Source organism: Colwellia demingiae, assembly GCF_007954275.1.
Taxonomy (GTDB): Bacteria; Pseudomonadota; Gammaproteobacteria; order Enterobacterales; family Alteromonadaceae; genus Colwellia; species Colwellia demingiae.
In genome coordinates this window covers 56,861-71,563 of record NZ_VOLT01000001.1, presented here as the reverse complement: position 1 = coordinate 71,563, position 14,703 = coordinate 56,861, and the positions used below count along the sequence as shown (strand labels likewise).

General features: G+C 35.8%; 9 protein-coding genes. 3 read left to right on the top strand and 6 right to left on the bottom strand.

The features are described 5' to 3' along the window. The 6 genes from ESZ36_RS00325 to ubiG form a co-directional block, all read right to left on the bottom strand. Window positions 1–396 carry a hypothetical protein gene (locus ESZ36_RS00325; RefSeq protein ID WP_101343888.1) on the bottom strand — a complete coding sequence of 132 codons (396 nt, stop codon included), beginning with the start codon at window positions 394–396 and terminating at the stop codon, window positions 1–3. Next, window positions 397–2,601, bottom strand: a complete 2,205-nt coding sequence (locus ESZ36_RS00320) for a hypothetical protein (RefSeq protein WP_146781945.1) — start codon at window positions 2,599–2,601, stop codon at window positions 397–399. Continuing rightward, window positions 2,594–4,225, bottom strand: a complete 1,632-nt coding sequence (locus ESZ36_RS00315; protein WP_146781942.1) for a tyrosine-type recombinase/integrase — start codon at window positions 4,223–4,225, stop codon at window positions 2,594–2,596. The genes ESZ36_RS00320 and ESZ36_RS00315 overlap by 8 nt, the downstream gene beginning before the upstream one ends. 1 nt (window position 4,226) lies before the next feature. Continuing rightward, window positions 4,227–5,450 (bottom strand): site-specific integrase, encoded by a 1,224-nt coding sequence (locus ESZ36_RS00310; protein ID WP_146781939.1) that lies wholly within the window; start codon window positions 5,448–5,450, stop codon window positions 4,227–4,229. 141 nt (window positions 5,451–5,591) lie between these two features. Further along, entirely contained in the window at window positions 5,592–7,862 is a 2,271-nt protein-coding gene (gene nrdA, locus ESZ36_RS00305) for a class 1a ribonucleoside-diphosphate reductase subunit alpha (RefSeq protein WP_146781937.1), read from the bottom strand. Window positions 7,863–8,417: 555 nt separating this feature from the next. Continuing rightward, a complete protein-coding gene (ubiG, locus tag ESZ36_RS00300) occupies window positions 8,418–9,158 on the bottom strand; it encodes a bifunctional 2-polyprenyl-6-hydroxyphenol methylase/3-demethylubiquinol 3-O-methyltransferase UbiG (RefSeq protein ID WP_146781934.1) in 741 nt (246 codons plus the stop codon). A 312-nt stretch (window positions 9,159–9,470) separates the two neighbouring features. On the opposite strand from ubiG, the gene gyrA reads away from it, so the two are divergent. The 3 genes from gyrA to aroA all read left to right on the top strand — a co-directional run bounded on the left by gyrA (window position 9,471) and on the right by aroA (window position 14,651). Further along, complete coding sequence (gene gyrA / locus ESZ36_RS00295) at window positions 9,471–12,185, top strand: DNA topoisomerase (ATP-hydrolyzing) subunit A (RefSeq protein WP_146781932.1); 2,715 nt, start codon at window positions 9,471–9,473, stop codon at window positions 12,183–12,185. Between the two features lie 98 nt (window positions 12,186–12,283). Then, window positions 12,284–13,369, top strand: a complete 1,086-nt coding sequence (gene serC, locus ESZ36_RS00290) for a 3-phosphoserine/phosphohydroxythreonine transaminase (RefSeq protein ID WP_146781929.1) — start codon at window positions 12,284–12,286, stop codon at window positions 13,367–13,369. A gap of 1 nt (window position 13,370) precedes the next feature. Continuing rightward, window positions 13,371–14,651: a 3-phosphoshikimate 1-carboxyvinyltransferase gene (gene aroA, locus ESZ36_RS00285; protein WP_146781926.1), complete on the top strand. Its 1,281-nt coding sequence runs from the start codon at window positions 13,371–13,373 to the stop codon at window positions 14,649–14,651. Window positions 14,652–14,703: the final 52 nt, after the last annotated feature.

Sequence of the window (14,703 nt, the reverse complement as noted above, 5' to 3'; positions counted from 1 at the left end):
CTAAGCCTGTCTATGCTTCATTAATTTGTTAGGGTATATAAATTGGGGGTCAATGCCATGATCTTCTAACATTTGGTAGCAATCATTAAGACGTAACTGAAGTTCAGATTTTTCTAGCTCTAACCGTTTTATTTTTTCAGCTTGTGTTTCTAATTGAGTCTTTTCGCCTGTTGTCTTCGCTGGGCCATATATTGGGTTGGTGGATTTGTAGTTTTTTAAGAATTTCTTAACTTCTTGGAACTCTTTTAAATATGTTTTATTTCGATTTAATGTTGCTCTACCCAAATCTAGATTATCCATGAAGTATTTATGCCCAAATTCAGATTTATATTCGGGATTATCTCTAAAAAACTGTAAGGATAAAAGAGCCTTATTCGTCCAATCATCTTTAGCCATTTAATCTTTCTCCGGTACAAATACTTGAACTATGTCTATTTGACCTTTCTGGTTCTTTTTAGCTTTGTTATATGATGAAATGGCTTTTTCACAACCATTAATAGTATCAATACAATATTGAATATGTTGATCTAAAGGCTCTTGTCTATTTAGCGTACTCATTAACTCTTTATAATTTGGTAAAAGAGCACTCAGTTGGTTTTCGTATAATATTTTTGTGTTTTGTATGTTAATCAAAGCTTCGTGATCATCAGTATCAATACCGAAATGTTGGCATCCTTCACCATTTTCACCTCTTAAACACATCATACCTTTCTCACAAGGATTAATGTCCAAATCGCGTTTGCATGTTCCCCAAGGTGTGAAATGTAATACTGATAGGCTATGAATCACTGCACTTTCAATTTCATCGAGTGAAACGTTGTTATCTCTCATTCTTTTTATTCTGGCCCCTAATGCATCATCAGGGGGAGGATCACTTAAATATTTTCTTCTTAATACTTCAGCCCGTTCTTTAGCTGTCCTATGATCGTATTGTCTTGATTGCCCTGGCTGTCGTGCCATGAACTGATCGATCATCATTTCATTTTTACCTGATCTTTTTAAAGCGGTTGTGAGCCAATGCCTAAATTGATGCGAAGCAATGGAAATAAACTTACCATCTTCATCTTTTACATCGTAACGTTCAAAAACGGTTTTACTTCTTGAACTGTCGCTACAAAACCAACGTGAAATGTTTCTAGGAGTCATAGGTCTAGGGAGTAGACCTTGCCCAACATATTGACCGCTAAATGTAGCTTCAAATGCACAAAATAGGTGTTTACTAAAAGGTAAATTATATTGATAGCTTTTGGATTTTACCTTCGTCTTTAATACGCCGTTTTCAGTAATGTTTTCTTTAAATACGATGCTATGAGACTTATTCCATCGACTAATTAATGCTTGAATTACCATTTTCTTTGAATAAATTACGGTATATATTTTTGCTCTATCTTTTGTATTTTTTACTGAAATTTTGCCTTTAGCGGCATAATCGAAGTCTTTATGGCGTAAAGTAGACCAAGGTAATGTGGTATCTGATGGTGCGGGCTTTTGATTTATCTCACTTCTAAGAAAATAATCGTTTGGAGAAAAACCTGCTGAAGTAATTGCTTTAGCTATTTCCTGAGAGCGTTCATTAAAACTTAAAAGTTTAGCTAGAGCTAATTCTGAATTTTTCTCTATTTCAACAGATCTTGCTCTTGACGGTTTTGTTAACTCTAAAATTCGTTCAAAAGATGCTTTTATGACGTCTTGCCAAATTCTAGGGCATGGACGAGCAGCAGCTAGTTCACCTTTTTCTGTTAATACCCGTAAAAAATATTTTTCATTTACTTCATCATACCCTAAGGCATTTTCAGGTAAACGGCACAATTCCCCAACTCTTAGCCCAAACGCGAGAAAGAAAGGAGTCGCTAATAATCGCAACTCGTCGTAACCTGGTTTTGGTTCTCCATATATTGGATTTTTATTAGCCTTAATTAACTCAATATCTTTGTTAAACTTACGTTTGACAATCCCAACATACTTATCAATATCTTCTAAATACTTGCTATCACTTCTGTCCTTGTATTCATCAGTTGTGACATCAGTTTGCGAAACAGCAGGGTTTACCATATTAATTTTAGGATCAAATGAGCTTACGAGTTTGGTTGGTATTAATAACTTCTTTATAAATGAACGGGTAATTCTTACTCGTTCATATGGGCCACGCTTAACAAAAAACTCTTGCATCAGTGGTATAAATGAATCAAGTTTATCTTGATTTGCTTTAGGGATATTTTCTAATTTAAAATTTAGATGGTGGAAAAACCAGGCTATTGCTCCTACTTTTGTTGATGTTGCTTTAGCAGATGTTCCCTTTTTCAATGAACGAATACAATATACTTTTAATAAATCAGAAAATAGATCTGGGATGATAACTCTTTTATTCTCATGTGTTTTACTTGTCACTACATTTTCATCTACATCGAAAGGTTTAGTAAAATATATTCGCCTACCATTACACTCCCAATAGTAGTGACTCCAATCACCCAAAATATCCCCTTTGATTTTTAATGAGTTGAACGAATTTTTTTCATCATCAGTGATGCTTTTTATGCGTTTGCTAAGCTGTATTAGTTTTAGAGATGTCTTAGTTTCTGAAATATCAATTATTTTAGTCATTGTTTGAAGCCTCGATAATTCGTTGAGCTTCGACTATTTCTAACGCACCTTGATATGCTTCATCCAATTGGTGCTTTACAGGGCCTGTAGAATTATTTTTTAAAAACTCTCTTTGCTCAGTTATAAAAATAAGTTGGCCTTTATGGTTTGCTTTTTTATAAGGTCGAAACCTAGAACAACCGTAACAACTAACAGTGGGGTGCATATCACAAAGAGATTTTTTAAGACACTTTCCAAGTGATATGATATCTGTAAGTTTTATCACTGAACCGTCAATCGAATCATCGGCTTCGTCAATCAAAAAACCTTGCCAACGTTGAACAGAATTTTTCAATGTTATAGAAGAGTCAAAGGTGTCATCTATAAAGTCTATAACGTCACGATTGTATTTAAAGTAATGCTTCACAGAAGCTGTTGTACTGTGATCAAGGGCAATGGCAACTTCTTCAAGTGTCTTGCCGTCCATGACCATTCTAGTACCAAGAGTATACCTGAACCGATAACAATTCATTTTTAGGATAGCAGGACTACCATCATCGTTATTTATATGTTTTGATTTTATTCTTAGTTTGATCCCCAAACTTCTAAAGGATTGATAAACCCTAGATGAATCAATGTGCCAAGCATAATCAGCTAGTTTTTTATGTTTTAATAGCTCGTCATTAATTGTTTTACTTTTAAATAAAGGTCTTGGAAGTTCTTCTCCATCGTTTCGATAAAAGTATTTTGATTTGTCTGATTCGATTAAAACATTTAAATCTTGCGCTATTTCAAGTGGTAGCTCTCGAAGTACAAAGTTATTTTCATTACGTCTTAATTGAGAAACCCTTCCTTTTACCCTCGCTATATTTATGTACCAAGCTAGCTTTTTTGTATCAAACCATATATCTGACTCTCTAATTAAAGCTAATTGTAATGGGCGTAATCCATATTGTTTTGCAAGTTTTACTAAGCAACGCTCAAAAATAGAAATGTTTTTATTTTGTATTAAATGACATATTTCAGAAATTTCTGAACGAGTAAATGGGCCATTTTCATGATCAAGTAATGAAACATTAGCCTTATTACCAAGAGCGGGGATTTTTATTTCATCTAACTTAAAAATTAGTTGTTCGTTGAACCCCCAATAATAATTTTCAATCAGATAGTTAGCTAACATCCTCAAAGATAAATATATGCTTTGGGTGTCTGAATACTTTAGAACTAGTGATGATAACTGGTTATTAAACTCAGTTTTAAAAAGAACTTCATTTTCTAAAGCTTTTTTACTTAGGTATATTTCTGATAGGGCTTTCAGGCCAATGGTTAAATGATTTACACTGGCTGGACTTTGCTCAATAGCTTTGTCGATAATGCACATTATTGCTAAAAAATTGAGATATGGATAATCACTATAGTTATCGCTAAAAGGATAACTAACAATATCCTTTGCCAAATTAACTATACGAATAGATTTAATTAATTTACCGTTGCTTTGTCTAATAGTTATATTTTGTCCATGAAATGTTTCAATTGCATAAGGAATATTCTCATAGTCGCCGTTTAACCTTAATACCTCATCGTACATGTATTGATAATAATCAACTCTATCTTCAGGTAGGTAAACTGTATGAGCATGCGCCATTTTACTTCTCCTTTCCTGCTAAATAATCACGAATCTTCTTCTGTATATGGCTATTAGTGTATCGTTTTGGCATAGGACTAGTGCTAGACCACCCCCCCCAAGTTGTTAGTGTATCTTGCATATCACCAGACTTTATTATTGGGGAGTTACTATTCTCATATTCACTATCTACAGCTTCTCTTATGATGATCCCACGAGTAACCCTTAATTGATGGGAGGCGATAGCATCCTTTAATTCAGGAACTTTTTTATATAGGGAGTCCAAAATATAGTCCACACCAGAAGTGGTTAATGCACCACCATCCTTCTCACTGAGAAATAAGTAATCAGAAACTAAAAAACTTTGAGGCTTTTTCAGAGTAGGGCGATATTCTTCAATGTAAATAATTAATAGATCTTTTAAACCTGCACTGATGGGAAGCTCTCGGTTCAGGGTTTTATGTGATGCGCCGTCTTTTCGATTACGACTTGGGGCATCATCATTGTGTTCAATGACAATGGTGGCGTTGGTTGTTAATTTTAATTGTTTGTCGATATTTCTAATTAATACTAACTCAGATTTTCTACAACCTAGTTCAAAAAGTAACAGGATAATGCAAGCATTTCTGACTTGTAGTCCTGGTCGAAACGGATTTATTTCATTAACAATAGATTCATCAGATGGACGTATTATATCTTTAATAAGGTTGATTTGATCCTCATCAATAGGCTGGGTATATCTTGTTGCATTTTCTACTTCAGCCTTGCTGAATTTCTTTTTCTTTATTAGTTTAAGAACTCTTACTAATTGTTTGTTGTAAGCATTAATCTTATCAATGTCATTTAATCGCTCTATGTAGCGAGTATAGTTAAAGCGTAAAAAGGAGGTTATAGAATCTATTCGGCGATTAAAAGTGCTGGGTTTTACTTTCACAGCATCTTCAAAGTCGTATTTAAAGTTTAATAAAAGAGTAGATATAAGGTCAGTTAATTGTCTTTGACCCAAGAATTTAAGTTGTGCAGCATCATCAAGAAATAATGGATAATGCCTATCTACGTATTCATAGAAAACACTTAAGTCTTCTAAGCGCGCTTTACAAGTATTGTATTTTGAAGATAACCATAGATGCCAACCCCACAACGCAGCGGATGGTAAAGGTAAGTCAAATTGTTCACTATCTACTAATATTGGTATTAGCTGATTATTATATTGGGGGTGAGGTATGCTCTTTACAATATATCTCATAATGAAACAAAAATAACACAAGGAAGATATCTTAAAGATAGTACAAAAAAAGGATGTGTCAAGCACATACTTTAACTAACTTAAATATATGAACTTTTTTAAGTTATCCACAAAAATGAGACATTATGGATAACTCAGGAACTATATTTTACAAGCTCCGCCAGCACAACTATCGTCTTCAACTTCAATATCATCACTCGCACCATCACGGGTGTTATGGTAATAAAGTGTTTTAACGCCTAGTTTATAGGCCGTTAGTATATCTTTTAAGATTTGTTTAACGGGTACTTTACCACCTTCAAATTTACTCGGGTCATAATTAGTATTTGCAGATATTGCTTGGTCGACAAACTTTTGCATTATGCCAACCAATTCTAAATAGCCTTGGTTGTCTGGAATATTCCAGAGTAACTCATAATTGCCTTTAAGCTTTTCATATTCAGGAACAACTTGCTTTAAAACACCATCTTTACTGGCTTTAATGCTTATTAAACCACGAGGTGGCTCAATACCATTAGTTGCGTTAGATATTTGTGACGATGTTTCTGATGGCATTAAAGCAGATACTGTCGAGTTTCTTACGCCGTATTTTTTAATACTTTCTCGTAAGCTTTCCCAATCGAGGTGAAGCGGCTCACCAGTGATATCATCGATAGCTTTTTTATAAGTATCAATCGGTAAAATCCCTTGTGATAAGCGAGTTTCATCAAACTTAGGACAGGCACCTTGCTCTTTTGCTAATTGGTTAGTCGCTTTTAATAAGTAAAATTGAATAGCTTCAAAGGTACGATGCGTTAAGTTATTTGCACTACCGTTTGAGTAGTAAAGACCATTTTTAGCAAGATAATAGGCATAGTTAATAACACCAATACCTAGAGTTCTACGCGCCATACTTGCACTTTGTGCTGCCGCAATAGGGTAATCTTGATAATCTAATAAGCAATCTAAAGCGCGAACGGCTAAATCAGCTAGTCCTTCTATTTCATCTAAAGAATCAATAGCACCTAAGTTAAACGCAGATAAGGTACAAAGGGCAATTTCGCCGTTTTCATCATTAATGTCATTCATTGGTTTAGTCGGTAACGCTATTTCTAAACACAAGTTACTCTGACGAATAGCAGCTTTAGTCGGTTCAAATGGACTATGCGTATTACAGTGGTCAACATTTTGTAAATATATACGACCGGTACTTGCACGTTCTTGAGCAAACAAGGTAAATAACTCAATGGCTTTTATACGCTTTTTACGAATAGAGTCGTCGTTTTCATACTGCTCATACAAACGTTCAAATTTTTCTTGGTCTTCAAAGAAAGCATCATATAATCCAGGAACATCACTAGGACTAAACAAAGTAATAGAGCCGCCTTTAATTAAGCGTTGGTACATCAGCTTATTAAATTGCACGCCATAATCTAAATGACGGACACGGTTTTCTTCAACACCACGGTTATTTTTAAGTACCAGTAAGCTTTCTACTTCAAGATGCCACAGTGGATAAAATAATGTAGCAGCACCGCCACGAACGCCACCTTGTGAACAACTTTTTACAGCGGTTTGGAAATGTTTGAAGAATGGAATACATCCAGTGTGAAATGCTTCACCATTTCTTATAGTACTACCCAAGGCACGAATACGACCTGCATTTACACCAATACCAGCACGTTGAGATACATACTTTACGATAGCGCTTGAAGTAGCATTAATTGAATCTAAACTATCGCCACACTCAATCAATACACAAGATGAAAATTGACGTGTTGGTGTACGAACACCAGCCATAATAGGTGTTGGTAACGATATTTTAAAACGAGAAATAGCGTGGTAAAAATCTTCTACATAAGTTAAGCGAGTATCGGCAGGGTATTTAGCAAATAAACACGCCGCCACTAAAATATAGAGAAACTGAGCACTTTCGTAAATTTCACCCGTCACGCGGTTTTGTACTAAATACTTGCCTTCAAGCTGTTTCATAGCAGCATAACTGAAGTTTAGATCACGGCTATGATCCATAAAACTGGCCATGTGTTCGAAGTCATCTTTAGTATAATCTGCTAACAGGTGTTGATCATATTTACCTGCTTCAACTAATTTTACCACATGATCATAAAGCGCTGGTGGCTCAAATTGACCATAGGCTTTTTTACGTAAATGAAATACGGCTAAGCGGGCTGCTAGGTATTGATAATCTGGAGTTTCCTCAGATATCAAATCAGCAGCGGCCTTAATAATTGTTTCATGAATATCTTCAGTTTTGATACCGTCATAAAACTGAATGTGAGATTTTAATTCAACTTGAGACACTGATACTTGTTCTAAGCCTTCAGCAGCCCAAGCAATTACACGGTGAATTTTTTCTAAATCAATGGTTTCTTTTTTACCATTTCGTTTAGTTACAGAAAGGTTGTTATTCATGAAATACCTGCAAAGCGATTATTGTTATTGTTTCTTATTCCTAATAAAAGGATCTAAAACGTCCCTAATAAAAAATCCCACATACGTATTAGAAATAAATAACTAAAATACGTAGTATTAAAAATAACCACTGAGCATCAAATGCACAATATCTAGGGTTTTTTATAATTCTAGACACAAGATAGTGAGGTTTGACCTGTTTTGCAAGTGATAAAAAGAGTTGATCTTTGTGATTATTTTTGCCGTAATTTCAGGGTTAGTGATGACTAACCTAGTAAGACAATTTGATTTTGGAATTTACTAAAAGCAACGATTATTTTACTTTTTTTAAGGGAAATTATTTTTATAAATTATTTTTGTTCAATATTTAAGTACGCTATAGTGAATTAGTATAACCAAATTAAATTCGTTATTTTACAGTATGTTAAAGAATCAAGGTAAGCACAGATTAATGTTTAAACAACTTGATTGTTTATACAACAATTATTCTGCACGTACCTGAACCATCGAATTTACCAAGTTTTGAACTTTATAAACAACTAGGGTTAGTTATTTTTAAAGCTTGCGGCAACACAATATATAATTAACATCGAGTGAATCATTGAGCTTATGATTTCCTGTGATCGGATTGTAATGGATACCACTGGCATCTATACACTTTAATCCGTGTTCTTCTGCCCAACCAATAAGTTGAGAAGGTCTAATAAACTTATCATGGTCATGTGTACCATCAGGTACTATTTTGAGAAGTTTCTCTGCTGCAAGTATTGCTAGTAGATAAGATTTAATACTTTTATTGAGGGTTGAAAAGAATATCAAGCCTCCAGGCTTAACTAAAGTAGAGCATGCTTGAATCACTGATGCTGGATCAGGAACATGTTCTAGCATTTCCATACAAGTAACTACATCAAAAGTGCCTGGATTTTGCAGTGCTTTTTCTTCGGCAGTAATCTTTTGATAATTAATGGATACGCCAGTTTCTAACGCATGTAATTTTGCAACATTTAGTGGTTCGGTGCCCATATCAATGCCCGTTACGTTGGCACCAAGTTTTGCGAGTGATTCTGATAAGATACCGCCGCCACAACCAACATCAATAATTTGCATATCATAAAAGCCATTCTTCGGATGAATGCCTTCGCTTTGAAGAGCAATATGCTGACTTATAAATTGTACTCTTAATGGGTTAATTTGATGTAAAGGTTTAAAGTCACCAGTTAAATCCCACCATTGGCTAGCAACTTGTTCGAACTTTGCGATTTCATCTTCATTTACGTTAAGGGGTTGGCTTGACATACATTCACTACTTTAAATTGACTTTCAATAATTCGATTCTAAACGAAAGTCATTTTTAAGCAAAGGGGATAGATCAAATCTAGGCTTTTTAGATGCTTTTTTAAGCTGATTATTACCCCTAAAAAAACCTTTAAATAAAGCTGTATGGCATCAACAATTTTTATGCTAGTATGCTGCGTTGATTACTATTATTAGTGTCTATTAGATAACAATAAAATCTTTAAAATACCGTTTATTTACTACTAAAAATTAGCCTCGCTATATTGCTAGTATTGTTAAGCAAAAGAATTAGTTAAGGGATACCATCGATTTATGTCCGATCTGGCCAAACAAATAGTTCCAGTTAATATTGAAGATGAACTAAAAACCTCCTATTTAGATTATGCCATGAGTGTAATAGTTGGGCGTGCATTGCCTGACGTTCGTGATGGCTTAAAACCTGTACATCGCCGGGTGTTATTCGCCATGGATGTATTAGGTAATGATTGGAACAAAGCCTATAAGAAATCAGCCCGTGTGGTTGGTGATGTAATAGGTAAGTATCACCCTCATGGTGATACTGCAGTTTACGATACAATAGTTCGTATGGCACAGCCATTCTCCTTACGTTACATGCTTGTCGATGGACAAGGTAACTTTGGTTCTGTTGATGGCGATAGCGCAGCAGCAATGCGTTATACCGAAATTAGAATGTCTAAAATTGCACATTCTATTCTTGCCGATTTAGATAAAGAAACCGTTGATTTTGTACCTAACTATGATGGTACAGAACATATACCAGCGGTTATGCCAACCCGCGTACCTAACTTATTAGTTAACGGCACCTCAGGTATTGCTGTTGGTATGGCAACCAATATTCCTCCGCATAATTTAACTGAAGTAATCAATGCCTGTTTAGCGCTTATTGATAACAGTGAATTAACGTTTGAAGAAATTTTAGAACACATCCCTGGACCTGACTTTCCAACGGCAGGTATTATTAGTGGTCGTGCAGGTATCGAAGAAGCGTACCGAACGGGTCGCGGTAAAATAAAAATTCGTGCACGTGCAAGTATTGATGTACATGAAACCACGGGTAAAGAAACCATAATTGTTCATGAACTACCTTATCAAGTAAACAAAGCACGCTTAATTGAAAAAATGGCTGAGCTTGTTAAAGATAAACGTCTTGAAGGTATTTCTGCTTTACGTGATGAGTCTGATAAAGATGGCATGCGTATGGTTATTGAAATCAAGCGCGGTGAAGTGGGTGAAGTTGTTTTAAATAACTTATACAAACTGACGCAAATGCAGGTCTCTTTTGGTTTAAATATGGTGGCATTAACCAATGGCCAACCTAAAATATTTAATATTAAAGAGATGTTAGAAGCGTTTGTTTTACATCGCCGTGAAGTTGTTACTCGTCGTACTATTTTCGAATTAAGAAAAGCGCGTGATCGTGCTCATATCTTAGAAGGTTTATCAATTGCATTAGCAAATATAGACCCAATCATCGAAATGATTAAAAATTCTAACAACAGAAAAGAATCTGAAGAAAAGCTTATTTCTCAAGGTTGGGAACTTGGTAATGTTGCAAACATGCTCAGCGAAGCAGGTAATGATGCAGCACGTCCTGAGTGGTTAGAACCTGAATATGGTATTCGTGACGGTTTATATTACCTAACCGCCGAGCAAGCAAAAGCAATCGTCGACCTACAGTTATACAAACTCTCTGGTATGGAACACGATAAAATTCTAAGCGAGTACAAAGCGTTATTAGACCTTATTGCAGAATTAATGCATATTTTGGCTACGCCAGCTCGTTTAATGGAAGTGATTTGTGAAGAACTTGTTGCTATTCGTGATGAGTTTGGTGATGAACGTAGAACTGAAATTACTAATGCTTCACATGATTTGTCTTTAGAAGACTTAATCACTGAAGAAGATGTTGTAGTGACACTATCGCATGAAGGCTATGTTAAATATCAAGTCTTAAGTGATTACGAAGCTCAGCGTCGTGGTGGTAAAGGTAAAGCAGCGACTAAGATGAAAGAAGAAGATTTCATTGAACGTTTACTCGTGGCTAATACACATGACACTATTTTATGTTTCTCAGATCGCGGTAAATTATATTGGTTGAAAGTTTTCCAATTACCACTAGCAAGTCGTACAGCAAGAGGTAGACCTATTGTAAACATCTTGCCATTAGAGAGTGATGAACGAATTACCGCTATCTTACCAGTGCGTGATTATGCCGATGATAAATATATCGTTATGGCAACGGCTTCTGGAACGGTGAAGAAAACCCGTTTGGATGCCTACTCTAATCAACGTGCTAACGGTATTATTGCGTTAAACCTTCGTGATGATGATACCTTAATCGGTGTTGATATTACTGATGGTACTAACGATATTATGTTGTTCTCTGATGCTGGTAAAGTTGTCCGCTTTAACGAAAAAGTGCGTGATAGTGAAACAGGTGAAATAAAACTTGATCCAGAAACGGGTGAACAACGATGGGCGTTAAAACCAATCGGTCGTACCGGTACTGGTGTTCGTGGTATCAAGCTTGAAGGTGATCAAAAAGTTGTTTCTCTCATTATCCCTAAAAATGATGGCCCTATCTTAACCATTACTGAAAATGGTTTTGGTAAACGTACTGACTTAGCAGAATATCCAGCTAAGAGTAGAGCAACGAAAGGTGTTGTTTCTATTAAAGTGAGTGAACGTAATGGTAAAGTTGTTGGTGCGGTTCAAGTAGAAGATCTTGATGAGATAATGCTAATTACTGACAGTGGTACTTTAGTCCGTACTCGCGTCAATGAAGTGAGCGTTATTGGTCGTAATACTCAAGGTGTACGTTTGATACGTACTGCTGATGATGAACATGTGGTAGCACTACAACGTATTGATGAAATTGAAGAGCCAGCAGAGCTTGAAGAAGTTGCTGAAGGTGATGAAGTCATTGAAAAAAGTGTGGAGCCCAATCCAGAGCATAGTGCTCAACAGGATGAAGCTGATAGCACACAAGACGACAATCAAGAGTAATTGTTGCAGTAACATTTAAAAGGGCGGCTAATAACCGCCTTTTTTAATGTGTTTTTTTAACGAAATAATATTTCAAATAGCAGTTAGTAGGAATGATAATGTCAGAAGTTTTTAATTTTTGTGCTGGTCCAGCGATGTTGCCGACACCTGTAATGGCAAAAGCACAACAAGAGTTTATTAATTGGCAAGATACGGGTAGCTCTGTGATGGAATTAAGCCATCGTAGTGGTATTTACATTGCAATGGCTGAAAAAGCAGAAGCTGATTTACGTGAGCTAATGTCAATTCCTGATAATTATAAAGTGTTGTTTTGTCATGGTGGAGGACGTGGACAGTTTTCTGCTGTTCCATTGAATTTATTACCCACAGGACAAACTGCTGATTACATTGTTGATGGCTCATGGTCTAAAGCAGCAGCAGCCGAAGCAAAAAACTTTGGTGATATTAATGTTATTAACATCACCAAAGAAGATAATGGCAATATTAGTGTCCTTAACCCAACAGAATGGCCAATAAGTCCCAACGCGGCTTATGTTCATTATTGCCCTAATGAAACCGTTAACGGTATCGAAATTAATGAAATACCAGAAACTAATGGTGTGCCTTTAGTTGCTGATATGTCATCAACTATTTTATCCCATGAAGTCGACGTCAGTAAATTTGGCTTAATCTATGCTGGTGCTCAAAAAAATATCGGCCCATCAGGCTTAACCATTGTTATTGTTCGTGAAGACTTACTGGGTCATGCTCAAATAGCCACACCCTGTATTATGAATTACAAATTGGCTGCAGATAATGACTCAATGTATAATACTCCTCCAACGTATGCTTGGTATCTTGCGGGTTTAGTATTCCAGTGGCTTAAAGAGCTAGGTGGCGTAAAAGCTATTGCTAAAATTAATCAAGCTAAAGCGGCGTTATTGTATCAAGCTATTGATGATAGTGACTTCTATCAAAATACTATTGATACAAAATATCGTAGCAAGATGAATATTCCTTTTTGGTTAAAAGATGAAACTTTAAATGAAAAGTTTTTGAGTGAGTCTGAGGCTGCTGGTTTAACAGCGCTTAAGGGCCATCGAATTGTTGGTGGTATGCGCGCAAGTATTTATAATGCAATGCCTATTGAAGGTGTACAAGCGCTCGTAGACTTTATGCAAAAGTTTGAAAAGAGGAATAGATAAAGTGGAACAGTTAACATTAAAGCCAATAGGTAAAATTAATGGAGAAATATTTTTACCTGGTTCTAAAAGTTTATCTAACCGTGCCTTGTTAATTGCGGCGTTAGCTAATGGTGTTACAAAAATCACTAATTTATTAGTGAGTGATGACATCAACCATATGCTAAATGCGTTAAAAAGCCTTGGTATTGAATATACGTTAAGCGATTGTGGTACTGAGTGTACTGTTATTGGAAATAGTGGTTTTTTCAATACTAAAGAGCCGTTGGAGCTGTACTTAGGTAACGCAGGTACGGCGATGCGCCCATTGTGTGCTGCACTAGCGGCAAGTGAAGGTGAGTTTATCTTAACGGGTGAAGAAAGAATGAAAGAGCGGCCGATTGGTCACTTAGTTGATGCTTTAACCCAGCTTGATGCCGATATAGAATATTTGGAAAATAAAGATTATCCACCGGTAAGAATTAAAGGTAAAGCATTAACGGGCAATACAGTGACCATCGATGGTTCTATATCCAGCCAATTTTTAACTGCAATCTTGATGATTGCACCTTTATTAGAAACCAATACTAGAATAGAAATTGTTGGTGAATTAGTTTCTAAACCTTATATTGATATTACGCTTGATATTATGTCTCGGTTTGGTGTTAGTGTTCAAAATAATGACTATAAGTCTTTCAGCGTTAACGGTAATCAGGCATATCAAGCGCTAGATAAATATATGGTGGAAGGTGATGCATCTTCTGCTTCATATTTCTTAGCTGCAGGTGCTATTAAAGGTGGAACAGTCACTGTTCATGGTGTCGGTAAACTCAGTGTTCAGGGAGATAAGCATTTTGCCGATGTTCTTGAAAAAATGGGCGCAGAAGTTCATTGGAAGGATGAATCAATCACCGTTATAGGTAAGCCATTGACCGCAGTAGATATGGATATGAATCATATTCCTGATGCGGCAATGACTATTGCTACCACAGCACTATTTGCGACAGGTACAACGACCATTAGAAATATATATAACTGGCGAGTAAAAGAAACAGACCGATTAAATGCAATGGCTACGGAACTAAGAAAGGTTGGAGCTGAGGTTGTTGAAGGCAAAGACTATATTTCAATTACTCCACCAAAATCACTGAAACATGCAGAGATTGATACCTATAACGATCATAGAGTCGCTATGTGTTTCTCTCTTGTTGCTTTGAGTGATACACCCGTTACTATTAATGATCCTAAGTGTACGGCTAAAACATTTCCTGACTATTTTGACAAGCTAGCACAAGTTTCTTGTTAATAAAGTTAGAGACAAACATTTTTACGCGATATTATATCAATTAAATTAGTCC

What these genes read in the sequence shown, in the direction of transcription:
- nrdA (WP_146781937.1), bottom strand. Translation starts at nt 7,862, where the DNA reads ATGAATAACAACCTTTCTGTAACTAAACGAAATGGTAAAAAAGAAACC.
- ESZ36_RS00320 (WP_146781945.1), bottom strand. Translation starts at nt 2,601, where the DNA reads ATGACTAAAATAATTGATATTTCAGAAACTAAGACATCTCTAAAACTA.
- gyrA (WP_146781932.1), top strand. Translation starts at nt 9,471, where the DNA reads ATGTCCGATCTGGCCAAACAAATAGTTCCAGTTAATATTGAAGATGAA.
- ESZ36_RS00325 (WP_101343888.1), bottom strand. Translation starts at nt 396, where the DNA reads ATGGCTAAAGATGATTGGACGAATAAGGCTCTTTTATCCTTACAGTTT.
- serC (WP_146781929.1), top strand. Translation starts at nt 12,284, where the DNA reads ATGTCAGAAGTTTTTAATTTTTGTGCTGGTCCAGCGATGTTGCCGACA.
- ubiG (WP_146781934.1), bottom strand. Translation starts at nt 9,158, where the DNA reads ATGTCAAGCCAACCCCTTAACGTAAATGAAGATGAAATCGCAAAGTTC.
- ESZ36_RS00315 (WP_146781942.1), bottom strand. Translation starts at nt 4,225, where the DNA reads ATGGCGCATGCTCATACAGTTTACCTACCTGAAGATAGAGTTGATTAT.
- ESZ36_RS00310 (WP_146781939.1), bottom strand. Translation starts at nt 5,450, where the DNA reads ATGAGATATATTGTAAAGAGCATACCTCACCCCCAATATAATAATCAG.